At 45.0% G+C, this 24,638-nt stretch carries 20 protein-coding genes; 13 read left to right on the top strand and 7 right to left on the bottom strand.

From position 1 onward, the window contains the following. Window positions 1-194 precede the first annotated feature (194 nt). Entirely contained in the window at window positions 195-953 is a 759-nt protein-coding gene (udp, locus tag R2S67_RS18335) for a uridine phosphorylase (RefSeq protein WP_012842006.1), read from the top strand. Between the two features lie 156 nt (window positions 954-1,109). Here udp and R2S67_RS18330 read toward each other — a convergent pair whose 3' ends face one another. Both R2S67_RS18330 and R2S67_RS18325 read right to left on the bottom strand, forming a co-directional pair. Beyond that, entirely contained in the window at window positions 1,110-2,270 is a 1,161-nt protein-coding gene (locus R2S67_RS18330; RefSeq protein ID WP_005390608.1) for a DUF1887 family protein, read from the bottom strand. 163 nt (window positions 2,271-2,433) lie between these two features. After that, on the bottom strand, window positions 2,434-4,425 hold the full coding sequence (locus R2S67_RS18325; protein ID WP_317346549.1) for a methyl-accepting chemotaxis protein: 1,992 nt from the start codon (window positions 4,423-4,425) through the stop codon (window positions 2,434-2,436). Window positions 4,426-4,693: 268 nt separating this feature from the next. Between R2S67_RS18325 and hinT the strand changes: the two genes are divergently transcribed. The 7 genes from hinT to R2S67_RS18290 all read left to right on the top strand — a co-directional run bounded on the left by hinT (window position 4,694) and on the right by R2S67_RS18290 (window position 10,912). Further along, complete coding sequence (hinT, locus tag R2S67_RS18320; RefSeq protein WP_005390611.1) at window positions 4,694-5,044, top strand: purine nucleoside phosphoramidase; 351 nt, start codon at window positions 4,694-4,696, stop codon at window positions 5,042-5,044. 71 nt (window positions 5,045-5,115) lie between these two features. Then, entirely contained in the window at window positions 5,116-6,513 is a 1,398-nt protein-coding gene (locus R2S67_RS18315) for a hypothetical protein (RefSeq protein WP_317346547.1), read from the top strand. Continuing rightward, window positions 6,513-6,905, top strand: a complete 393-nt coding sequence (locus tag R2S67_RS18310) for a YcfL family protein (protein WP_005390620.1) — start codon at window positions 6,513-6,515, stop codon at window positions 6,903-6,905. Before R2S67_RS18315 ends, R2S67_RS18310 begins: the two co-directional genes overlap by 1 nt. A gap of 66 nt (window positions 6,906-6,971) precedes the next feature. Next, window positions 6,972-7,562 (top strand): penicillin-binding protein activator LpoB, encoded by a 591-nt coding sequence (lpoB, locus tag R2S67_RS18305; RefSeq protein WP_005378467.1) that lies wholly within the window; start codon window positions 6,972-6,974, stop codon window positions 7,560-7,562. Between the two features lie 24 nt (window positions 7,563-7,586). Beyond that, window positions 7,587-8,468, top strand: coding sequence for a thiamine kinase (gene thiK / locus R2S67_RS18300; protein WP_317346546.1), 882 nt, complete (start codon window positions 7,587-7,589; stop codon window positions 8,466-8,468). 75 nt (window positions 8,469-8,543) lie between these two features. After that, window positions 8,544-9,083: an alpha/beta hydrolase YcfP gene (ycfP, locus tag R2S67_RS18295; protein ID WP_317346544.1), complete on the top strand. Its 540-nt coding sequence runs from the start codon at window positions 8,544-8,546 to the stop codon at window positions 9,081-9,083. 539 nt (window positions 9,084-9,622) lie between these two features. Then, complete coding sequence (locus R2S67_RS18290) at window positions 9,623-10,912, top strand: NAD(P)/FAD-dependent oxidoreductase (protein WP_006742157.1); 1,290 nt, start codon at window positions 9,623-9,625, stop codon at window positions 10,910-10,912. Window positions 10,913-10,996: 84 nt separating this feature from the next. Here the strand turns inward: R2S67_RS18290 and R2S67_RS18285 are convergent, their stop codons facing one another. The 4 genes from R2S67_RS18285 to R2S67_RS18270 form a co-directional block, all read right to left on the bottom strand. Then, window positions 10,997-11,545: a GNAT family N-acetyltransferase gene (locus tag R2S67_RS18285; protein ID WP_005390628.1), complete on the bottom strand. Its 549-nt coding sequence runs from the start codon at window positions 11,543-11,545 to the stop codon at window positions 10,997-10,999. A gap of 163 nt (window positions 11,546-11,708) precedes the next feature. Then, window positions 11,709-12,479 (bottom strand): peptidoglycan binding protein CsiV, encoded by a 771-nt coding sequence (locus R2S67_RS18280; protein ID WP_074191059.1) that lies wholly within the window; start codon window positions 12,477-12,479, stop codon window positions 11,709-11,711. A gap of 7 nt (window positions 12,480-12,486) precedes the next feature. Then, the gene (mfd, locus tag R2S67_RS18275) at window positions 12,487-15,948 is read right to left on the bottom strand and encodes a transcription-repair coupling factor (RefSeq protein ID WP_167426759.1); all 3,462 of its coding nucleotides are present in this window, start codon (window positions 15,946-15,948) and stop codon (window positions 12,487-12,489) included. A gap of 5 nt (window positions 15,949-15,953) precedes the next feature. Further along, window positions 15,954-16,523, bottom strand: a complete 570-nt coding sequence (locus R2S67_RS18270) for a hypothetical protein (protein WP_006742154.1) — start codon at window positions 16,521-16,523, stop codon at window positions 15,954-15,956. 249 nt (window positions 16,524-16,772) lie between these two features. Between R2S67_RS18270 and lolC the strand changes: the two genes are divergently transcribed. From lolC to lolE, 3 genes are read left to right on the top strand one after another with little or no spacing between them, the layout of a single operon-like run. Then, window positions 16,773-17,981 carry a lipoprotein-releasing ABC transporter permease subunit LolC gene (gene lolC / locus R2S67_RS18265; protein WP_065645406.1) on the top strand — a complete coding sequence of 403 codons (1,209 nt, stop codon included), beginning with the start codon at window positions 16,773-16,775 and terminating at the stop codon, window positions 17,979-17,981. Beyond that, window positions 17,974-18,681, top strand: a complete 708-nt coding sequence (gene lolD, locus R2S67_RS18260; protein ID WP_053807148.1) for a lipoprotein-releasing ABC transporter ATP-binding protein LolD — start codon at window positions 17,974-17,976, stop codon at window positions 18,679-18,681. Before lolC ends, lolD begins: the two co-directional genes overlap by 8 nt. Window positions 18,682-18,683: 2 nt before the next feature. Then, window positions 18,684-19,928, top strand: a complete 1,245-nt coding sequence (gene lolE, locus R2S67_RS18255) for a lipoprotein-releasing ABC transporter permease subunit LolE (RefSeq protein ID WP_317346540.1) — start codon at window positions 18,684-18,686, stop codon at window positions 19,926-19,928. A 148-nt stretch (window positions 19,929-20,076) separates the two neighbouring features. Here lolE and R2S67_RS18250 read toward each other — a convergent pair whose 3' ends face one another. After that, window positions 20,077-20,586: a DUF2062 domain-containing protein gene (locus R2S67_RS18250; RefSeq protein ID WP_006742150.1), complete on the bottom strand. Its 510-nt coding sequence runs from the start codon at window positions 20,584-20,586 to the stop codon at window positions 20,077-20,079. 8 nt (window positions 20,587-20,594) lie between these two features. Here R2S67_RS18250 and R2S67_RS18245 point away from each other — a divergent pair, with 8 nt between their 5' ends. Both R2S67_RS18245 and msbA read left to right on the top strand, forming a co-directional pair. Next, window positions 20,595-22,853: a DNA internalization-related competence protein ComEC/Rec2 gene (locus R2S67_RS18245; protein ID WP_317346537.1), complete on the top strand. Its 2,259-nt coding sequence runs from the start codon at window positions 20,595-20,597 to the stop codon at window positions 22,851-22,853. A 31-nt stretch (window positions 22,854-22,884) separates the two neighbouring features. After that, complete coding sequence (msbA, locus tag R2S67_RS18240; RefSeq protein WP_006742148.1) at window positions 22,885-24,633, top strand: lipid A ABC transporter ATP-binding protein/permease MsbA; 1,749 nt, start codon at window positions 22,885-22,887, stop codon at window positions 24,631-24,633. Window positions 24,634-24,638 lie beyond the last annotated feature (5 nt).

Genomic DNA, 24,638 nt, shown 5'->3' with positions numbered 1-24,638 from the left:
ATGCAACAAAATGAGCCAAACTCTCCAAAAGTGTGATCATTGCTTGTTTTGGGTGAAATTATAGTTTCATTACATTTTCTCATTGTGATTGTGATCACTCTATGTTGGTGAAAGGTTCGCTACAGTGCATTTGTACCCAACAACTGATTAATGAGCTTATTGTTCATAAAATAAGCCACAATAAGGAGCGACTTATGTCTCAAGCTGTATTTCATTTAGGTGTTACTGAAGCTGATCTTAATGGTGCGACTCTAGCCATCATTCCTGGTGATCCAGCGCGCGTTCAAAAAATCGCAGAACAAATGGAAAACCCAGTATTTCTAGCAAGTCACCGTGAATACACGCTATACCGTGCCGAATTAGACGGTAAACCTGTTGTGGTTTGTTCTACAGGTATTGGTGGCCCTTCTACCTCTATCGCAGTTGAGGAACTCGCGCAGCTTGGTGTTCGTACTTTCCTACGTGTTGGTACAACTGGCGCAATTCAACCGCATGTAAACGTAGGTGACATGATCGTAACGACGGGGTCAGTTCGCCTTGACGGTGCGAGCCTACACTTTGCGCCAATGGAATTCCCAGCAGTTGCTGACTTTGAAGTAGCAACTGCAATGAAAGCGGCAGTAGAAGAGTCTGGCGCTGCGGTTCACATGGGTGTGACAGCTTCAAGTGATACTTTCTACCCAGGTCAAGAGCGCTACGACACGTTCTCTGGTCGCGTTGTTAAGCGTTTCCAAGGTTCTATGCAAGAATGGCAAGACATGGGCGTACTTAACTTTGAGATGGAGTCTGCGACATTGCTAACAATGTGTGCGAGCTCTGGTCTAAAAGCAGGTTGTGTGGCGGGTGTAATCATCAACCGTACACAAAAAGAGATTCCAGATCATTCAACTCTGAAAGAGACGGAAGCTCGTTCAATTAAGGTGGTAGTAGAAGCAGCGCGTAAAATGCTGTAAGCCGCGATAATTGGCATTTTAAACAAACGGAAAAACCAGAGGCACGCCTCTGGTTTTTTTCTACCTATCTAAACCCACACTTAAAAATTAGGTATGAAAAAAGCAGCCTGTAACGCTGCTTTTGATCATTTTGAATTCTAGCTTTTATCACTGATACTAGATCTCGTCCGAGCCACCTGCGTCTTTAAACCAAGCCGTTAGGTGTGTTCTTAAGTCTTTAAGCTCATCAGGGCCAATCAGAGCTAGCCCCAAATCTTCTGCACGAGTAATGTCATTGTGACGAAGCGGTCGGAAGCTCACCAGCATTGCACGTGCTTGTAAACCACCTAGCAGATCTCTGAGGGATTCTAGCTTGTACAAGGTGTCATCGCCGTCATCTCGCATACCTTTGGTTTTACACTCAATGATGTGGAGCTTGTTGTTTACCACTGTTGCAACATCCAACTCATTGCGTACTTCACTTTCACCAAGTTTGCGATAAACCTGAACATTCAAAGAGCGATCTTGAATCGTCGGCATCGTATCTTGAATTTGCTTGACCGTGCTGTGTACCAGAGTCTCTAACCATTCACCGTTTGAAAAGCGGCGTGCATCTTCATCTGCAAACGTTAGAACGCCATTCTCATAAGTGGCGATTTGCGCTTCCACTAGGTCCGAAAGCAGCATGTTGAGCTCACGGTAGCCTTGTTGCTTTTCAGAAAGCTCCACATCAAGTTTTTGCTCTTTGCGGCATGTGGTTGCAAGGTAGTTAAGAGTCGCTAAGCCTGGACCAAGTTCAAGCGCATTTGAGGCCCAGCGTTCACCAAGTTCATACAGTTTTTTATCAAGAAGAGGAGGTAAATCAACGTGGTGGAACTCGCCGCGTGCGCCGAAGATAGTGAGGTAGTCAGCAATCGTAATGTGGTCTTCGACTTGAGTATCTTCTTTGCCATCTGGGTATAACCAGCAAAGCTTATCGCTACTTGGCTCAACCACAAAAATTGGCCAGCGATAGGTACGGAAAACCTCGTACACAGACAATAAGCGATGACGAAGACCGCAACTGGCGTTCAATTTCACATCTTCGCCGCGCTCATGGAGATCTTTTGCCAGTTTTTGAATCGCTTGTTTGATCAGCGAAGTATTGACGGCGGATGGGATTTCAAAAAATTCGGAAGTAATGTCTCGTTGCTCTAAAACGGCACTCAGTCGGTCAAATATATCTAACTGGCTCTTGTCTCCGATGAAGACGATATGTGTGCTTAGCGTACGATTATCTAATAGAGGAGTGACCAATCTCACTGGGTCTTGGTCGATAATACCAACATGAACAGCCATAGATTTTCCTTTTTATGAGGCCGCTCGAAAAGAGATGTGCAAGGGGATGAGCTGGCCATATTAATCATATGTAGACATGGCTGATAAAAAACAAGGGCGACTTAACAAAAAGTCGCCCTTATACAGTTGATTGCACTAATTAATGCTCAAATTTATAAATTATTTATAACTTAAAGCGGTGAACCAATTCATTCTGCTGATGAGCCAAGTGAGTCAGGGATTCACTGGTCTGTGCGATGCTCGACATAGCTTGGAAGCTTTCATCGGCGATACTATTGATATCTTCAATACTGCTTGCAATGTCTGCTGAGGTTTCACTTTGCTCTGCTGCCGCTTGCGAAATATGCGTACTCATTTGGCTGATTTCGATGATTAGCGCTTGAATCTCTTCCATTGAGCTGTTCGCTTTTGATGCTTGCTCAACAGACATCTCCATATCGCTCATACAGCTTTGTATTACTTGATTTGCTGACTGAGAGCTGGATTGCAGATTACTGATCATCGATTCAATTTCAGTGGTGGACTGAGTGGTTCTGGATGCAAGCACACGCACCTCATCGGCCACTACCGCAAAGCCGCGACCTTGTTCGCCAGCGCGAGCCGCTTCAATTGCTGCATTCAATGCCAGTAGGTTAGTCTGTTCAGCAATGTTGCGAATCACATCGAGGATAGAACCAATTTGACCACTCATTTTTTGAAGTTCAGAGACAGCGGAAACGGATTCGTTCAAACGCGTTTCCAGTTGATTTATGGTCGAGATATTGCTGCTCATGACATTTCTGCCGTCTTCAGAGGCTGATTCGACACGCTGCACCATTTCTAGTGAACCTTGTGCACTTTGAGCGACTTCTTGCACTGAGTGAGACATTTCCGTCATTGCGGTCGCAACGTTTGCTGTTTGCTCGCGTTGTGAGCTTAATTTGCTTTGCGCTTGCGAAGACGTGCTTTCGTTTGTTGCTGCGGTCGAAGATAGGTTCTCTGACGCTTCGTTGAGTTTCACTAGGATCTCGTGAAGACTGTCGGCGAGTGAGTTAATGTGTCCACTCACTCGGCTGAACTCGTTGTTATAGCGAATATCGATACGTTGTGTCATGTCACCTTCAGTCAGGCTTTCAAGCACTTTTAGAATACGAGTCAATGGCTCGCGAACGCTGTGCGCGATGTGGTAGCCAATCGCTGTGGCAAGTAGCACGACAACAACGCCAATGATGATGGCTTTTGTCACACCCGCAGAATAAATGTCACCAGCGTCTGCTAACGATTCATTAAGTTTATCCGTTGCGGTTGTCGTAAATTGCTCAAGAATCGCCATGGTTGAATCAACTTTATTCGCTAGGTTGGCGATGTTGTTGTATAGCGCTGCACGAGCATTGAGGTAATTATTGTGCTGGTCTAAGACACCTCCACGCATTCCGACGTCGCGTGTGAATTGTTCTACCGACTCACCAAATGCTGTTTTTAGTTCAGGTAATTGAGTAACTAAACCACGGAAAGCATAGTTCAAATGAGTCACTGCTTTGCGGTTTTTGGTCACGGCTTGTGTAACAAACTCAGGATCAGAGCTGGCGAGGGCATCAGAGGTTATAACTTCGGCATCTTTTAGCTTAATGAAGTAACTCTTCGCCATGACTTTGACAGAAATGCTGGTTTGATCTGCCACATATTCTTTAAGGCCGACCGACAACTCGGTATTCAGCTTTTGGAAGCGACGTGACGATTTTTGCACTTTTTCTTGCGCAGCGAACATCGCTTCGTAGTTGTCCATGGCTTCAAGAGCTTCAGTAAAATAGCTCTGCTCTAACGCTTTTAATTGTGAAAACGGTTCGGCAAGAGAGGGATAGATTTGGCTCGCAGTTTCCAGTTGACCCAAAGTGGATTCGAAACGTTGTTGAGATCTAGCAAACTCCTGACGCATTTCATCCATGCGTTGTTTATTCTCTGTCGTCAGAAAATCTTTAAACGATTTGTCGGCAGAAAGCAGTTCAACACTGGTTTGGTTAGATAACGATACCAGTGGTAGGGATGATTTAGACACGGTGCCAAACTTCCCGTGAATATCACTCATTCCTCCCATCATAATGGCAATTGTGACGGCAAATAGGATGATGATCAGAGCAAAGCCCGCATACATCCTTTTAATAACTGAACCTCGCATAAGTGAGCTTCCTCTCCCAAAAATAGACAAGCTACCCAAGAATTTTGAGCTTACTTGGGTATAAAAATAATAATTGTCTTAAAAAAGTAACAAAATTCATTGGATTGTATTGAGTTTGTGACGCGCATTTTATGACGCACACGACAAAAAAAGCTTCGTTAATTAGCGTTTGATTAATAATGTTAAGTGAACACTGTTTTTATTGAGCTCCGCTTTTGGTTGGCGCATACTAATTGGGGTCTAATTACCTTTATAAAATGGAGTCCTCATGGCGGAAGAAACGATCTTTAGTAAAATTATTCGTAAGGAAATCCCAGCCGATATTCTTTATCAAGATGAGTTGGTGACTGCGTTTCGCGATATTAACCCGCGCACACCGAGCCATATTCTCATTATTCCGAATAAATTGATCCCAACAACGAATGATGTTGAAGCTGAAGATGAAGCAATGATGGGGCGTTTGTTCACTGTTGCTAAAAAACTGGCGAAAGAGGAAGGCATTGCGGAAGACGGCTATCGCCTGATCGTTAATTGTAACCCGCACGGTGGCCAAGAGGTTTACCATATTCACATGCACCTATTAGGCGGTCGTCCTCTAGGTCCAATGGTATTGAGCTAAGCTTTAAAAAGTGGGTGGCGCAGTTCACCCACTTCTTTTTCCTGTCGAATGACACATTTGTGGAGATAAATGTGAAACTAGGTGTAAAGCTGTTAGGGCTGATGAGCTGGGCTTTAATGGCCTCTGGCTGCGCGAATTTGTCTGCGGGCAATCTGTTTAGTCACTACAGCAACCAGAATCAAGAAGTTTATCAAGCCGTTGTTGCAGGGGAATATGCGAAAGCGAAACAACTTCAATCGAGCGAAGTGGGTGGCGAGATACTTGGCAACTTTGAAAAGGGCCGTATTTCTTTTCTTGCTGAAGATTACCCGACAAGTTTGAAAGCACTGGAAAATGGTGATCGTGCCGTTCGTGTTCAGCAAGATCGCGCGATTATTTCTGTGTCAGAAACGGCAACGAGCGTCGGCTCTCTCGCAGTGAACGACAATCTCCAAGATTATCATCCCGCCGATTATGAACTTGGCTTTCTGCACCTTTATCTCGGGCTAAACTATTTACAGAAAAACGATTTGGAAGGGGCGCTTGTTGAAGTGCGTCGAGCCAATCAAGTTCAGGAAGCGGCAAGAAAGGCGCGTGAAAAAGAACTAAAAGCAGCAGAAAAAGACCTGAAAAAGCAAGGCATGTCTGCCAATTTAGGCAGTGTGTTGGCGAGCTACCCTGATGCTGGTAAAAAACTAAGCGCAGTACAAAACGGCTATTTGTTCTATCTTTCTGGCTTGTTATATGAAGCGTCACGAGATTTAAACAGTGCTTATGTTGATTACCGACGAGCACTCGCTGTGATGCCAGACAACAAACAAGTTGTTGAAAGCACGCTGTACGCCGCTAAGAAACTAGGCATGCGTGAAGACTTACGCATGCTAGAGAAACGGTATGGTAAAGCACCTTCTGGGTTAACTCAGTCTCAAGGTCGAGTCATCGTTATTGATGAACAAGGCGTTGTGGAGGCTTTGAAAGGTTGGCGTATTGATCTACCGATTTACGACAGTCGCGATAATGGGGCCATTTATTCGTTGGCGCTTCCTTATTATCCGAATCGGGGTGCTCAACGTTTTAGCGATGTGGTTTTAAATGGTCAGGTATTGCCTTCTAGCACGCTGACTGATGTTAATGCGATGGCACAAAACGATCTTAATGAACGTCTGACTACAATGGTGATCCGTCAAGCGCTTCGCGTTTGGGCAAAAGATCGAATCCGAAAAGAGGCGGCGAAAAAAGGCGATGATGTGGGTAACATACTTTTCAATGTATGGAACACATTGACCGAGCAGCCGGATACGAGAAGTTGGCAAACATTACCAGCGCAAGTGAAAACGGCATCAAAAGTCGTGAAACCGGGAACACAAAGTTTAAACTTGGGTGATCAAACCTATCAGTTTGAAGTGCCTGCACAGCAGACTACATTGGTATGGGTATCTCGTCAGGGAACACACTCAACCGTGTGGCATAAACAGCTAGGGAGACTGTAATGAAAGCATGGCTTATTTGTTTAGCAATGGCTATTGGTTTAGTTGGATGCGCCGAAAACACGGCTGGTATTCGAATTGATGGTCAAACGCAAAAAGTATTTTTTAATGATAACGTTTTGGGTAGTCGCTTATTAGTTGACAACATCACCACCACTTACGTTGATGATCGTCCACGTGGAGTGGTGCAACTAAGCAGTAACTATAAAGGTGACCAGCACATTCTTTACCGCTTCTATTGGTATGACAATAATGGTTTAGAAGTGAATACCAAGCCTGGCCCATGGCGCAAAATGATTGTGCGAGGGTTTGAGCAAGTCACGTTATCTGAAGTTACTGTGAATCCAAATGGCACCAAATTCCGTGTTCAAATTAGAGAAGCACAAGACAATTAATCTTAACGGCTTTGCCGAAGCTGCCGCGCTAACGATGCGCTGGTATTGAAAAACTAAGGAACTCTCATGAAAAAAAGTATTATTGCTCTTTTAGGTCTTGCCGTCATTTTGGGTGGCTGTTCTAACAAAGTCTCTTACGGCGATGCGCAAGCAACAGAAACCACGACTATCGATTTTGGCTCAACAGATTTACAAAAAATCGCGGCTGAAATGGTTGATAGCATGATGATGTCGGGTTCTGTAGCAGCAATTACTCGTGATCAACGTCCTATCGTTTTTGTTGAGCGAATTAAGAACAAGACCAGTGAACACATTGACACTGAATCCATTACCGACACTATTTCTACTAAGATGCTGAACTCTGGTAAGTTCCGCTTTGTTGATATGGATCGTGTTGAGTCTGTGCGTGAACAGCTTAACTTCCAAAACACGGATGAGCTGGTTAACCAAAGCACAGCGATCCAATTTGGTAAAATGGTGGGTGCGCAATACATGCTTTACGGTAACCTATCTAGCATCGTCAAAAATGCAGGTAGCGATAAAGATGTATACTACAAGATGACCATGCGCCTAATGGACCTAGAAACAGGTTTGATTGAGTGGGCGGATGAAACGGAAATTCGTAAAGCGCAATCGAAGAGCTTATTCGGTCTTTAATCGATACTGATGGAGAAGTCATCAATGGCATGGTTTTCTTGGCAACAAGCAAAACAGTTAGATCCGAGTCTTAATGCTCTCGATGGCTTCTTTACTGAGCCTCCGGTAAAAGTTCAAACCGTTACCGGGGGGCTAACCAACCGCTGTTGGCGGTTGGAATCCTCTCAAGGCCTTGTATACATCTGGCGACCGACCAGTAATGTTTGCAAGGCTTTTTCAATTTCTCGCCACAATGAATATCAAGTTCTGAATGCTATCTCTTCGTTAGAAATTGGCCCCAAGCCAGTGTTTATCCACGATCAAGGTTTACTGGTGGAATGGATCGAAGGGCAAGCACTTTCGGATGTAGGGCTACCAGTAAGAGATTTATTATCCATTGCGGCGACTATTCATCAGCACCCGATCAGCGCGCTCCCTTTGGTTCCATTTTCTTATATTTCTCGCATCGATCATTATTGGCTTGAGCTTGATGGTCAGTATGCGGATACGGAATTTGAGGCTCTATACATGAAGTGGCGCACGGAACCGAGTGTAGTGCCGGTTCCACTAGCTCTTTGTCACTTTGACCTGGGGTGTTACAACCTCGTTCGGGGAGAGAGTGGGGTGAAAGTCATTGATTGGGAGTATGCTGGTATTGCTGACCCTAGGCTTGATTTGACCTTGACTATTCAAGTCGCGGATGCGCCTGTGGAAGAGGCGGTGAAACAGTATTGCCAAATTCGAGGTATCGAAGATGCGTCTCTTTGGTTAAGTGGTGTACAGGCGTGGCAGCCAAGAACCTTAGTGATGGCGATGCTTTGGTATTTACTGGCCTATAAATTGTGGGGAGATGAGCAATACTTAAACAGTGCGTATGAGTTGAAAGGCTCATTGTGTATGGAAGATCACTGTTTTGAGAACTCGTGATATTTTCCCCTTTAACAGTAAGGAAATAGTGGTAGTTTTAATAAAAGTACCAGATACACACAGGGAGAGGTACACATGATTATTTACTTACACGGCTTTGACAGTACAAGCCCGGGTAACCACGAAAAAGTTCTTCAACTGCAATTCATCGACGACGACGTTCGTTTTATCAATTACAGCACCCTTCACCCAAAGCACGACATGCAACACTTGTTAAAAGAGGTGTCTAAAGTTATCGATCAATCTGATGATCCAAACCCGTTAATCTGTGGGGTTGGTTTAGGTGGTTATTGGTCTGAACGAATTGGTTTTCTATGCGGTATCAAGCAAGTCATGTTTAACCCGAACTTGCACCCAGAAAAAACGATGGCTGGTCGAATCGATCGCCCAGAAGAGTACGAAGATATCGCAACAAAATGTGTTGATCAGTTCCGAGCGAAAAATCAGGCGCACTGCTTAGTGATTTTATCCAAAGATGATGAAGTGCATGACAATGCGAAAACTGCAGCTGAGTTAGAAAAATACTATCAAATCATTTGGGACGAAATGCAGTCCCACAAGTTCAAAAAGATCTCTCACCATTTACAAGCGATGAAGGCATTTAAAAATACTTAAGAGTGTTTGAGTGTGAACAGTAAAGCGGCATTTTTTATCGGCTGCTTTGCTGCGACTCCCTCTTGTGAGTATGCCGAGTCCCTTTCTCTTTAAAGGCCTCATTTTTTTGGTTTAGCGCTTAGATTATTGTGTTCTCCTTACCGTTTTCTTACTTCCATCCTATGTGGCACGAATACCTTGTTGTAGAGTAGTCGAAAAGTAGTCAATCCGTACTCGTCACACGGATTTTGGTTGCCTTCAAAGTACGTCTCTATATAATGAACCAGACTAAAATAATTTGATAAATATCAAAAAAAATTGAGAGCGAGTAATAAACTTGCCCAAAAATCTCTGGCGTCGTATGCGTACCAGACAAATATGCTGATTCCTAACAAGTTATTGATAGATAAAGAATAAAATTAGGCAGCAGTTTTTAATCCAAATAAATTGAGACACCTCTAAGAACCAAGAATTCATCGGTTGGATGTATAGCACAGCATGCCTGTGAGCCATATGTCGAGCTGAACCCCATATATTCATTTTTGTAGAGGAAAATCATTGTGACACGCATTATCGTTGTAGGCGGCGGTGCTGGTGGTCTTGAGTTGGCAACTAAGCTTGGCCGAACTCTAGGTCGCAAGAACCGTGCGCAAATTACGCTAGTAGATCGTAAAGCGAGCCACTTGTGGAAGCCATTATTGCATGAAGTTGCAACTGGCTCTTTGGACGAAGGGGTGGATGCTCTGAGTTATCGAGCTCATGCAAAAAACCACAGCTTCGACTTCCAAATGGGTAGCCTTCAAGACATCGACCGCGAACGTAAAGTGATCATCTTAAGTGAGCTTAAAGATGAGCATGGTGAGCTTCTGATGCCAAGCCGCGAGCTAGAATACGACATTCTGGTCATGGCGATTGGTTCAACATCAAACGACTTCAACACTCCTGGCGTTCGTGAGAACTGTATTTTCCTAGACAGTCCAGAACAAGCGCACCGTTTCCGCACAGAAATGAACAATGAGTTCCTAAAACTGCACGCGAAAAACGGTAACGGTACGGTGGATATCGCGATTGTTGGTGCTGGTGCAACTGGCGTTGAGCTATCTGCAGAATTACACAATGCCGTTAAAGAGCTGCGTACTTACGGCTTTGGCGATCTTGACTCTAGCAAGCTGAACGTCAACCTGATTGAAGCGGGTGAGCGTATTCTACCTGCGCTTCCTCCACGTATTTCGGCTGCTGCTCATCAGGAGCTGGTGAAGTTGGGCGTAAATGTACGCACGGCAACCATGGTGACTAAAGCTGAAAAAGATGGCCTCACCACGAAAGATGGTGAGAAGATCCCGGCACAAATCATGGTTTGGGCTGCGGGTATTAAAGCACCAGATTTTATTAAAGATATCGCTGGTTTAGAAACGAACCGTATCAACCAGCTGGTAGTGAAAAATACACTACAAACGACGCGTGATGATGACATTTTCGTTATTGGTGACTTAGCACAATGTACTCAGGCTGATGGTTCGTTTGTTCCACCACGTGCGCAAGCTGCGCACCAAATGGCAAGCCAAGCATTCAGCAACATCGTTGCGAAGATCAACGGACGCGAGCTGAAAGATTATGTGTATAAAGATCACGGCTCATTGGTGTCTCTAAGCCGTTTCTCTACCGTTGGTAGCTTGATGGGCAACCTAACCAAAGGGTCGATGATGGTAGAAGGCCGTATTGCACGTGTCGTTTATATCTCGTTATATCGAATGCACCTGATGGCGTTGCACGGCGTATTTAAAACCGGACTGATGATGCTCGTGGGCCGTATCAACCGAGTACTGCGTCCAAACCTTAAGCTTCACTAAGACGCCAAATTCACATCTACGCGGATTGCGCGGATGCTGTATCTTCGAAATATAAAAAGCCACCGCAAGTCGGTGGCTTTTTATTTATGTTAGATCTGCCGGTAAAAGTGAGTACACAACGCCATCCTTAGGCTTACCATGAAAAATAAACCGGTTTCTGGCGATGGTTTCTTTTTGTGCACCGACTGACTCAATTAAGGTTTGGCTTGCTTCGTTGTCGGGGTCACAGACAATTTCCAGTCGAGTTAAACTCAGCTTTGCAAAGCAGAATTCAGCCAAGGCTCTAACGGCTTCTTGAGCATAGCCCTGTCGTTGATAGCGGTCAGCAACCCAGTAGCCAATACTTGCCATATTAAACGTGTGATATAACTCGTTTACGGCGGCCATTCCTACTAGAGTGTTACTTTGTCGCTCATAGATACCGAAACCGAAAGCTTCTGTTTTTACCCAGTTAAGTCGGGTTGCCAACAGGAAGTCCTGTGCATCTTTCAACGTAATGTTTTGATTACACCAATCTAGCCACTGGTGTAGGGAAGGGGATTCTGCAAGCAAACGTTGTAGTAAGTGAGCTTCTTCAGAAGGGATGAGCTTGAGCGCTAAGCGGGGCGCAATGATTTCAAAATCTGGACTCATGAACTGATACGACTTCCATGTTGAGTTTAAGTAATTTGAAAACTGTCTACTTCATACTGTAACGCAGTTATTTTCCTTGCTCTGCGTTGGTTAGGAATAACTGAAGACATAACAGATAAAAACAAAGCGCAGCAAATGCTGCGCTTTGTTGAATCACTCGTGCTTATCGAACGCGACGAACTTGAATGATCATGCCCATCAATGGGTTGTCTAGGTAATGAGTCTCACTACTACGCATACGGCGTTTTTGATCCATTCGATAGCTCTTGAGGAACTTTTCTTCTGTTATTGTAGGGGAGATTTCCGCCAAGTTACCCACTTGAACATTACCATCGACCTCACCTAAATCATCCGCCAATTGCTCGGTTGAAGTTGGTTCAAAACGCACTTCTCTAACACTTGGCTCGCGCAGGTCTAGTGTCGTTTCAGCGAATAGATAATGCTGCACGTAAATTTGGAATCGACCGTCTAGTTCATACAAAGGACCGTTGACTGTTTCTTCACTGTAACCGTCAGTGGAAAATGTCTGAGTACTGCCATTGATTGGACTACCATCTGCGTGATAAGAATCAGAGAAATCTCGTCCACCAACAATACGGAAAATTGGGGCGCTAGATTTGCCTCGGTCACCTTGACGCCATGCTACGTGTTTAAGCACTTTAAACCCAGCGTGGTTGTTTAATGCTGCTTCTTGCGCATTCAGGCGGAAAGATGAGCGTGGCAGTAGTGTTACGCCTTTAGAGCGACGGTATGATTCACTCTCTAAGCTGCCGACATTTTCCATATCGATTTTTGGCAGTTGATTCGGCCAAGATTCAGTGGTGCTTTCAGCGTCGACTGCTCGCTTGAAAATGATCACTTCAATATCAAATTGACGCTGTGCCCAAGAAGGCATTGAGACACATAGAAGCAATAACGGGATCAGTATTCTCATTCGACTATTAGCTCGTTGGTAATAAATTCTGTTTAAAATCATTCAGTAAGTCTTGAACAAACTGAATGCGTTTACGTCGGTCCGCCAATGGTACGCTAAACTTGAACTTAGTTGGACCTTCCATTGCAAATTTTTGCGGCTGTGATTGCAGCAGTTTAACCAAATACGCTGGATTTATGTCAGCATCAGGGTAAAACTCGATAAATCCACCTTTATCATGGGCTTCTATCTTTTTCGCTTTTAGGCTACCAGCCGAAATTTTCAATTCTGAGACAGCAAGTAAGTTCTTCGTCGCGTCTGGAAGCAGTCCAAATCGATCGATAAGTTCCACTTTGAGCTCTGAGAGTTCTTCACCACTCGTAACGCTCGCAATACGTTTGTACATCGACAGTCGTGTATTCACATCCGGGATGTAATCGTCTGGCAAGAGCGCTGGGATTCGCATTTCAACTTCAGTTTGTTCACGAAGCAGCTCGTCCAAAGAAGGTTCTTTACCTTCTTTCAATGCTTGGACTGCTTGTTCCAGCATTTCCATGTACAGTGTAAAACCAACCGATTGAATTTGCCCACTTTGCTCGTCACCAAGCAGTTCACCAGCCCCACGGATTTCCAAGTCGTGAGTTGCTAGAGTAAAGCCTGCGCCTAAGTCTTCCAGTGAAGCAATCGCATCAAGACGCTTGATAGCATCTTTGGTCATGGCTTTTGGATGTGGCGTTAATAAGTAAGCATAGGCTTGATGATGAGAGCGTCCAACACGGCCACGCAATTGGTGCAGTTGCGCTAAACCAAGGTTGTCTGCACGATCCATAATAATGGTATTCGCCGTTGGTACGTCGATACCGGTCTCGATGATCGTTGTACACACCAACACATTAAAGCGCTGGTGGTAGAAATCATTCATGATGCGCTCCAGTTCGCGCTCACGCATTTGACCATGTGCCACGGTAATTCGTGCTTCAGGAATAAGCTTTTGCAAGTCTTCCGCGGTTTTCTCGATAGTCTCTACCTGATTGTGCAGGAAGTAAACCTGACCACCACGCATGATTTCACGCAGTACCGCCTCACGGACCACAGATTCTTCTCTTTGACGAACAAAGGTTTTGATGGCTAAACGACGCGCTGGAGGTGTCGCGATGATCGACAGATCGCGCATGCCACTCATGGCCATATTCAGGGTACGTGGAATTGGTGTTGCGGTGAGGGTAAGAATATCCACATCCGCACGCATTGCTTTGACTTTTTCTTTTTGACGAACCCCGAAGCGGTGTTCCTCGTCAACGATCAACAAACCTAAATCTTTGAATTTAATGTCGCTTGAAAGCAGCTTATGCGTACCGACGACAATATCGACTTTACCATCTGCAACGTCTTGCAAAATGACTTTTTGTTCTTTGGCAGACTTAAAGCGAGACAGTACTTCAACTCGGATTGGTAAGTTGGCAAAACGGTCACGGAAGTTTTCGAAATGCTGCTGAGCAAGCAGGGTTGTCGGTACGAGTACGGCGACCTGTTTACTGTTATCCGTTGCGACAAATGCTGCGCGCATAGCGACTTCCGTTTTACCAAAGCCCACGTCACCACACACTAGGCGATCCATCGCTTTTGCTTGGCACATGTCAGACAAGACGGCATTGATGGCCATCGCTTGGTCATCCGTTTCTTCAAATGGGAACGTTGCTTTAAACGTTGCGTATTGCCCACGATCTAGCTCAAATTTGAAGCCCGGTTTTAATTCTCTCTTAGCGTAAACATCTAGCAACTCGGCCGCGACATCACGCACTTTTTCTGCCGCTTTACGACGTGCTTTTGCCCAAGCCTCGCCACCCAATTTATGCAGTGGGGCACTTTCTTCAGCACCGCCTGAATAACGGCTAATAAGGTTTAGTGATGAAACTGGTACGTAGAGCTTGGCATCGTTTTGATACTCAAGGGTGACGTATTCCGTTTTCATGCCACCAGCTTCAAGTGTTTGCAAACCGATGTAGCGGCCAATGCCGTGATCAATATGAACCACGGGTTGACCGGGTTTCAATTCCGCAAGGTGGCGAATAACGGTGTCACTGTTGACTGCTTTTTTATCTTTGCGGCGTCGCTGGATAACGCGGTCACCAAGTAGATCACTTTCACAGATCAGAGCGAAGTTCAGCTCTTCGTGAATGAAACCATGCTCTGCAGCGCCTAAGATCAAACTGAAGCGATCACCCGAATCTAGAGCTTGGTAAAGTGAGCCATGTACGACTGGGCGAACTTTGATGCCTTGCAACAGTTCCGTTAGTGCTTCGCGACGACCTTCTGACTCTACCGAGAAAACAATTTTGCCGCTGAATTGCTCACTGAATTGACGAAGACGCGAAAGCGGTTCTTTATTTTGTTGCTGAACGCCAAGCTCGGCTAATGATTGTACTGGTAGGTTTTGACGACCAGCACGCTTAACCACTTTCTCTAGGCTCAATTGAGCCATAGGGAGCTGTTTTAGTTGGCTGAAGAGTTCGTCTTTTTTCAGCCAAAGTTGTTCAGGAGTCAAAAGAGGACGTAGTGGATCAACTTTTTTCTGGTCGTACCGATATTCGACATCGGTTAAGAAAGTATCGACCGCAGATTCAATATCACCATATGTGATGACTTGAGAGTCTTCTGGCAAATATTCAAATAAAGTCTCGGTATGGTCAAAAAACAGCGGTTGCCAATACTCAATACCAGCGGGCCAAGTGCCTTTGGTCACTTGCATGTAGATCGATTCTGGCTCTCGGCGTGCTTCAAATTGGGTGCGCCAACGTGTACGGAAATCCTCAATCGCTTCTTTAGTGGTTGGGAATTCATGTGCAGGCAGCAATTGGATTTGCTGAATATCGTCGATAGAGCGTTGGTTCTCTGGATCAAACGTGCGAATGGTATCTATCTCATCATCAAAGAAGTCGATGCGATACGGGTCATCGCTGCCCATAGGAAAGAGATCCAGAATCGACCCACGGCTCGCGTATTCACCTGGCCCAAATACTTGGTCTACGTGGCGGTAGCCCGAATTTTCAAGTTGTACACGTAGTTTCTCAAGCGAGAGTTGATCGCCGGTTTTCACCATTAAAGTGTGTTGCAACAGAAAATCACGTGGCGATTGGCGTTGCAATACTGTACTGACCGGCACGATGGTAATACCATTGCGTTGGCTTGGCAGTTGGTATAGGCGCGCGATACGTTCAGAGATGATTTCTTGATGCGGAGAAAAGTTATCGTAAGGCAGCGTTTCCCAATCAGGGAACAGGCTTACTGTTTGGTCGGTGAATTGTTCAATCTCCGCTTGAAGCTTTAAAGCGATTTGCGGGTCAGGCACGACGAGTAGCGAGTGACTCGAATGCTGCTTGGCTAGCTCAGCAATAGCTAGAGGTAGAGCCGCGCCCGGTAAATTACCTAGCTGTTTTTTGTCGCCACGCTCAGAAGGATTGGTGACGGAAAGAATCGTTGCTTTTGTCATAGGAGTTATTTTTTATCTCGCTCCATCGAGCGCTGACGTAAAAGTTTTTGTTGTTGATATAGTGCCGCCTTTATCAGCAAATCTTGGTCAGATTCACGTAGCATCTTATATCTAAGAGTGATAATGAAATCTTGCTCTGAAGCATCACATTCTTCTACTTGAGCGTAACCGTAAATCGCTGCAGCAGGATGATCGAGAAACAGTTTAACACGAACGAGTTGTTGGGCAGATAGCGCTGTATCTGAACGGTAACTGAGTTGGCTGGCGCCAAACTTCGTGGTTTGGTATCGAATGGAGGCATCATCTTGTTGTGAAAGCATAAAGCTCAACAAGAGGTTAAGTTTCGCGTTTTGCGTATCAAGCAAGTTAATCACATGCTTTAAATCTTTGTTTTTTAGCTCTAGACGTGCATTGTCTGCCAACATATCTAGATGGCTAAATTCGCTGGCAACAATAAACGGTGCTGGAATTTCGGAGACAAAGGTTTCTTCATCTGGCAAAGCAAAATCCGCACTCAACGTTTCGACGTTGATAGTGAGATTATGATGGACGGTAAAGTATTCTTGCTCTGTCATATAGTCGGTCCTTTTGCCAGCGAGCGCTCCCTGTTCACTCAACAAACAAAGAGAAGTAGGGCACTGATTATCGCTAACTGAATGAAGTTATCAAGTTTACCTGATTTGTCCTTGAACTTTTTGCCCTAAATACAGACTTATTGCATGTCGTTGACAAATTTAGCGATTCTCTTGTCTTCTTAATGAGAAGAGTAAGGTAAGATAATCTGCTAAAGCTTTATATCAAAACAACCAGTTGGTTTGTCTTATATGTATCATCCTATCTCATTATTTATTGGTTTGAGATATCTTCGGGGACGCTCTGGAGATAGGTTCAGCCGATTTGTTTCTTATATGTCGACGGCGGGTATTACGATCGGTGTAATGGCGTTGGTGACGGTTCTTTCTGTGATGAATGGGTTCGAATCGCAGTTAAAAGAGCGCATTTTAGGTGTGCTGCCTCACGCTGTTGTTTCACAACACGATGGAAAAACGCCGTTGACCGAGTCTGCCCCTTCATTTGTTCAAGCGATGTCGAGTGAATCTGAACCGGAGCCTATCGTGCGTGGAGAGGCTGTAATTCAGAGTTCTGCGCAACTGACGGCAGGTTACCTCATTGGCATTGAACCAAAGAAAGGCGACCCGATTAGCAACCATTTGATTGCTGGGCGATTATCGTCACTTCAAGCGGGCGATTACAATGTCTTTTTAGGTCATAGTTTGGCGCGCTCTCTAAAGGTATCAATGGGGGATAAAGTGCGCTTAATGGTGACCAACGCGACGCAGTTTACCCCACTTGGCCGTATTCCTAGCCAGCGCAATTTTACTGTCGCTGGTATTTTCAATACGGGATCGGACGTTGATGGTCAATTAATGATTGTTAACATGACGGATGCATCTAAGCTGATGCGTTTTCCGAAAGACACGGTTTCTGGTTGGCGTGTCTTTTTCTCTGATCCATTTATGGTGACGGATTTTGCTGATCAACCCATGCCTGACGGGTGGCAATGGAGTGATTGGCGCGAACAGCGTGGTGAGCTTTTCCAAGCGGTGAAAATGGAAAAGAACATGATGGGACTCATGCTAGGTCTGATAGTGGGCGTTGCTGCATTCAATATTATCTCCGCCTTAATCATGGTGGTGATGGAGAAGCAATCAGAAGTCGCAATATTGAAAACTCAAGGCATGACTCAATCTCAAGTGATGACCATTTTCATGGTGCAAGGTGCAAGCAGTGGTGTAATTGGCGCGATTGTTGGTGGTGCTGCGGGCGTGATCTTGTCACTTAACCTGAACGCTATTCTTGAATCTGCCGGTGTGGCGCTATTCAGTTTCGGTGGTCATCTACCTATTTTGATTGATTCACTGCAAATTCTTTTAGTGGTGGTGTTGGCGATTGCTCTTAGCCTCGCTGCTACTCTTTATCCTTCTTATCGAGCATCTTCTGTTAAACCTGCTGAGGCACTTCGCTATGAATAAGCTATTAGAATGTCGTGATATTCGTAAAGTCTACCGAGAGGGTTCATTAGATACGGAAGTGTTGAAAGGCGTAAGTTTCGATATCGATAAAGGGGAGCTGGTTTCTATTGTTGGCTCTTCTGGTTCTGGGAAAAGTACCTTATTGCATATTTTAGGGGCGTTAGATGACGCAACTCATGGTGAAGTTGATTTTCTAGGGCAAAACCTATCAGCTTTAAGTTCGAATAAACAGGCGGCTTTACGCAACAAGCACCTTGGTTTTGTATACCAGTTTCATCACTTGTTAGCTGATTTTACTGCGCTTGAAAACGTGGCGATGCCACTGATGATTGGCGGTGCTAAAGTAGCGGATGCAAAACAGGCGGCTAAAGCGCTGTTAGATAAAGTTGGTTTGAGTCATCGGATGCAACATAGACCCTCCGAGTTATCGGGCGGTGAGCGTCAGCGTGTTGCGATTGCGCGTGCATTGGTGAATAAACCTGATCTGGTCTTGGCCGATGAACCAACGGGGAACTTAGATCACAATACGGCACTGTCTATCTATGATTTGATGCGCGAGCTCAATAAAGAGTCAAACATTGCATTTTTGGTTGTCACGCATGACAAAGAGCTGGCGGCGAAAATGGATCGTCAAATGCACATGCAAGATGGTTTGCTCGTGGATCGTTTTGTGACTGATACTGCGTTTGCGGAGGGCTAATTTTGTTTACCTCTTTAGCATTGATGATTGGTGGTCGCTTCAGTCGAGCGAAAAAGCGCAACAAGATGGTGTCTTTCATTTCGCTTTCTTCAACGATTGGCATTGCGGTTGGTGTAGCCGTGATCATTATCGGTCTTTCTGCAATGAATGGCTTTGAGCGCGAGCTGCAATCGCGTGTGTTGTCAGTTATTCCACACGGTGAGTTGGAAGGCGTTAATGGTCCGCTTCATAACTACACCAAAACGATGAATCAAGCCCTAAACCATGAAGATGTTGTTGCGGCAGCGCCGTACGTTCGTTTTACGGGGTTAGCAGAAAAAGGCAGTAAGCTAAAAGCGATAGAAGTTCGTGGCGTAGAGCCTACTTTCGAGCAAGCGGTGTCGAGCTTATCGAATTTTATTGACCAAGAAGCTTGGCAAAACTTTTATGCCGGTCAGAAGCAAGTGATCTTAGGCCGAGGTGTTGCAAACGAGCTAAATGTCGCCGTGGGGGATTACATTACGTTGATGATTCCGCAAACTGGCGGCGCAAACAAAGTGCAGGCTCCCAAGCGTGTGCGCGTGAAGGTGTCTGGGTTCTTAACGTTGAATGGCCAAATAGACCATTCTTTAGCGTTAGTGCCATTAGCGGATGCTCAGCAATACGCGAGGTTAGGGGAAGGGGTCACTGGCATTTCACTAAAAACGGATGATGTTCTCAATGCGCCTTCTATTGTTCGTGAGGTAGGTAGCATGGTGGATGTTTACGTGTATTTGAAAAGCTGGCAGCAAAAGTTTGGTTTTTTGTATCGCGATATTCAGCTCGTACGCACCATTATGTACTTGGTGATGGTACTCGTGATTGGTGTGGCATGTTTTAACATTGTGTCTACGCTGATGATGGCAGTGAAAGATCGAGCCGCAGAAATTGCAATTTTGCGAACAATGGGAGCAAAAGATAGCCTAATCAAACGTATCTTTGTTTGGCAAGGCGTGTTCTCTGGTGTATTTGGCAGTCTCATCGGCAGTGTTATTGGTGTCTTAGTGGCGTTAAACCTGACTCCGTTAATTAAAGGGTTAGAGAGCTTAATCGGTCATCAGTTTTTATCGGGTGATATTTACTTCGTCGACTTCTTACCATCACAGTTACACTGGCCAGACGTAGCATTGGTGTCGGTGACGGCGATCGTTTTGAGTTTGCTTGCAACGTGGTATCCCGCTTCTCGCGCCGCGAAGTTAAATCCGGCAGCGGTGCTGAGTTCTAAATAACCAACCGTTTTACAATACGAGAAAAGCGAAAAGGACCGAATTCGGTCCTTTTTTGTATTTATCCAACTTGAGCGACATCGTGTTTCATTCTAACTGTTAGGTGCCCCTCAACTGATAGCGCAAATGCTGATTTTTATGCAGTAACGTCTTATCTTATTTTGCGTTTTTGCCAGCTCCGAACCACTGAGTAGCGCCAAAGTCCTCTAATGCCGAAGTAGCCAATAATCGCGGATATGACACCACAGATAGCACAGCCTAATAAGAATGGAGGGCCAATAGTGCTCATCTGTTGCATGATGAATTCCCACGAAAGTTCAAAGTGGAAAGGTTGCGGAGGAACATGCATCACTAAAGCGCCAAGCTTATACGCAAAATAAAATAACACAGGCATGGTGATGGGGTTGCTTATCCATACCAAAGCGACGGAGAGAGGTAAATTGACGCCAAGCATGATTGCCAAACCTGCAGCCATGATCATTTGGCTTGGTAGCGGAACAAATGCCATAAATAACCCGACAGCAAAAGCCCCAGACGCCGAGCGACGATTTAAACACCACAAGTTCGGGTTGTACAACACATTGCCGAAGACCTTCAATGCTTTTTGGCGTTTGATCAATTCATGATCTGGCATGAAGCGTTTTATCAGCTTTCTAGGCATAGGACAGCATGACTCTCTCAGAAAAAAGTTGGACCTTGGCGTTATTTGTAGCGAGCGTAATTTCGTCAGCTTGGTGGCCGACAATACCAGATTGGCGTTGGCTGCTGCTGGGAATAATAACCACTGGCTCAATAATCAAATTACGTCGTGGCTTAATTAGCATAGGCGCAATTGCGGGCTTTATGGTTGTCATCGTCCACGGCAATGTATTGGAGTCTCAGAGACAAGCCCTTTTTCAAGCAGGGGAGAATATTACCATAATTGGTAAAGTTGACAGCCCTTTTACGCAAATAAGTCACGGATATGAAGGCATTGTGGCTCTAAAAAAGGTAAATTCTCAAACTCTGTTACCTTTTCTTAAACCTAAAATCCGTCTTATTACGCGTTTTCCACTCGATGTTAACAGTGAGTTTACGACATCCGTCTCGTTAAAGCCGATTACAGGCCTACGCAACGAAGCTGGTTTTGATGCCGAAAAGCACGCAATGGGTAAAAGCATTATCGCACGCGGTGTTGTTAATAAGGATGTTACCTGGATTATTCGCTCTACTACATCTTTGCGCCAAGCCATTATCGCTGATGTTTCGGAGGATGTGTCCTCCCTTCATCATTTCTCGTTAATAAATGCGTTAGTTTTTGCCGATCGCTCTTGGTTATCTAAGGAGGATTGGCAAGCACTCAGAGACAGTGGTTTACTGCACTTGGTCTCGATTTCGGGCTTACATATTGGTATGGCGTTCACTTTTGGGCTAGTGGTGGGCGGTGCCATTCGTTATGCGTTACCTCAATACCAGCTATTGCCTAGCTTATGTGGGCTGATGTTTGCCGTTGCCTATGCTTGGTTAGCTGACTTCTCATTACCTACTACCCGCGCGGTGTCGGTATGTATTATTTACGTCGTTCTCAAATATACCTTAGTGCACTGGGCTTCCTGGCGGGTACTTTTGCTCGCGGTAGCGCTACAACTGCTTGTTCAACCTTTTGCATCGTATAGCATGAGTTTTTGGTTATCGTATTTGTCAGTTTGCGCAGTGTTGTTCGCAATCAATTTGATTCGGCATCAAAACGGGGGCTGGAAGGCGAAGTTAAAAGTGCTACTGCTTACTCAATTGATGTTGAGTGTCTTAATCGTGCCTATTAGTGGCTATTACTTTTCTGGTTTCAGTTTGTCATCAATTGCATACAACTTGGCGTTTATTCCTTGGTTCGGATTTATCGTTGTGCCTTTGATGTTTCTGGCCCTGTTCTCATCTTTATTTCTTGAAATGATAGCAAAGCCTCTGTGGCAGTTGGTGGACTGGTCATTGCAGCCATTGAGCACGTCAATTCAGTACGCGATAGGCTCCTGGCAACCCATTAGTATAGAAATGACAGGGTTGATTCTGGCGGGAATTATTTGCTTGGTGTTTCAACGATTCATGTTTCAGTACGGGTGGTGTTTGTTACTTGGCATTGTAATTAGTATTAAGCTCACATCGGAATATGATCAGCAACATTGGCGCATTGATGTACTAGATGTGGGCCATGGCCTTGCGGTGATTGTAGAAAAAGACGATAAAGTGTTGCTCTATGATACAGGTAAAGCATGGCAAAATGGCAGCATTGCGGAGCAGGTAGTCACTCCGGTCTTGCATAAACGAGGTTATGAAAGCATCGATACGATGCTCCTCAGCCATTCCGACAATGACCATGCAGGAGGACGCTTGTTCATTGAAGATGCCTTTTCGCCACAGCGCAAACTCAGTAGCCAAAATTTTATCGGATATGAGTCTTGTACTCGCGGCGAACATTGGAAATGGCAAGGGTTAAATATAGAAGTACTTTGGCCTCCTGCTCTTGTTCAACGTGCATATAATCCGCACTCCTGTGTGCTACGTCTTACCGACCCTATTTCTACGTTCAGTATGCTTTTTACTGGTGATATTGAGGCCATTAGCGAGTGGATCTTGCTCAGGGAGCCTGAAAAGTTAAAAAGTGATGTGATGTTGGTCCCTCATCATGGTAGTAAAAGTTCGTCGAATCCTCGCTTTATTGAGGCGGTAAAACCGAGTGTGGCCGTTGCTTCTTTGGCAAAAAATAATCAATGGGGAATGCCGGCAGAACATGTTGTTGCAGCATATCGCAAGCTTGACACTACTTGGCTTGATACTGGGGAATATGGTCAGGTAAGCTTCTCTATTCACCGTGATAATTGGCGCTCAGAAACCAAACGTAGCGATACATTTGAGCCTTGGTATAGGCAGATGCTGCGTAAGGGAGTAGAATGAGAGTCTTAATGTAAGAAAATAAAGCACTTCTATGTCGATAAATACTGATGAAACGACTTGGCAGACGTTTAAGCGTCTATGGCAATTTATTCGCCTTTACAAGTCAGGTCTTGTCGTTGCAGTCATTGCATTAGTTATTAATGCTATATCAGATACCTATATGATTTCCCTATTAAAGCCATTACTAGATGAAGGTTTTGGGAACGCTGAATCTGATTTTCTACGCACGCTTCCATTGATTATTTTTGCCATGATGTTTGTCCGTGGCATAAGTGGATTTGTCTCCACATACTGTTTGAGCTGGGTATCCGGCAATGTGGTTATGCAAGTCCGCCGCATGGTATTCAATCACTTTATGCATATGCCTGTGTCTTACTTCGATAAGGAAAAGACGGGCAATTTATTGTCACGTATTACCTACGATTCAGAGCAAGTATCTGCGGCAACCAGCCAAGCGTTAGTGAGCATCGTTCGTGAAGGTGCAAGTATCATTGGCCTGTTAGTCCTGATGTTTTACAACAGCTGGCAGTTGTCGTTAGTGCTGTTTGCTGTTGCTCCCGTTGTCGCGTGGGGTATTGGTGTCGTTTCTAAACGTTTTAGAAAAATATCCAAAAATATGCAGACAATGATGGGCAACGTGACTGCGTCAGCAGAGCAGATGCTTAAAGGCCATAAAGTCGTGCTGAGCTACGGCGGCCAGGATATTGAGCGTCAACGATTTGAGAAGGTCAGCAACCAAATGCGTCAACAAAGCATGAAGTTGGTGACGGCTCAAGCGGCGGCTAACCCTATCATCCAAATGATTGCGTCACTTGCTATTGTTGCCGTTCTTTACTTAGCAAGTATTGACTCGATTAAAGAGCAACTGACTCCAGGTACATTTACCGTTGTCTTCTCTGCGATGTTTGGTTTGATGCGTCCGCTTAAAGCGCTTACTAACGTTACCTCTCAGTTCCAACGTGGTATGGCCGCGAGCCAAACGCTCTTTGCGTTGATTGATCTTGAGCCTGAGAAAAACGAAGGTAAGTTGACAGTTGAACGCGCAAATGGCGATGTTTCAGTTAAAAACGTAAGCTTTACTTATACTGGCGCAGAAAAGCCAGCATTGGAAAATGTCAGCTTCGATATTCCAAGAGGGAAGACCGTTGCGCTGGTTGGTCGTTCCGGTTCCGGTAAAAGTACCATCGCGAACTTGTTCAATCGTTTCTATGATGTTGATAGTGGCTCTATCACATTAGACGGACATGATATTCGTGAATACGAGCTAAAGAACTTGCGTCAGCAGTTTGCGCTAGTATCACAAAATGTTCATTTATTTAATGACACGATTGCAAACAATATTGCTTACGCAACGGATGGAAAATACGAGCGTAGTGATATCGAGAAAGCGGCAAAACTCGCGCATGCTATGGAATTCATCAGCAAAATGGATGATGGACTTGATACCATGATTGGTGAAAATGGCGCGAGTCTATCTGGCGGTCAACGTCAACGTGTCGCTATTGCACGTGCTCTATTGCGTGATGCACCGGTATTGATTCTTGATGAGGCGACCTCTGCTTTGGATACGGAATCAGAACGCGCTATCCAAGCTGCATTAGATGAGCTGCAGAAAGACAAAACGGTACTCGTGATTGCGCACCGCTTGTCAACTATCGAGAAAGCCGATGAGATTCTTGTGGTTGATGATGGCGCCATCATTGAGCGTGGCAACCATGCCGATCTTATTGCAAAAAATGGTGCGTATGCCCAATTGCACCGTATTCAGTTTGGTGAATAGACGCG

The organism is Vibrio sp. T13N (assembly GCF_032970445.1).
In the GTDB taxonomy this organism is placed as follows: Bacteria; Pseudomonadota; Gammaproteobacteria; order Enterobacterales; family Vibrionaceae; genus Vibrio; species Vibrio diabolicus.
The sequence above is the reverse complement of the archived record's forward strand: the minus strand, read 5'-3'. Positions and strand labels throughout refer to the sequence as shown.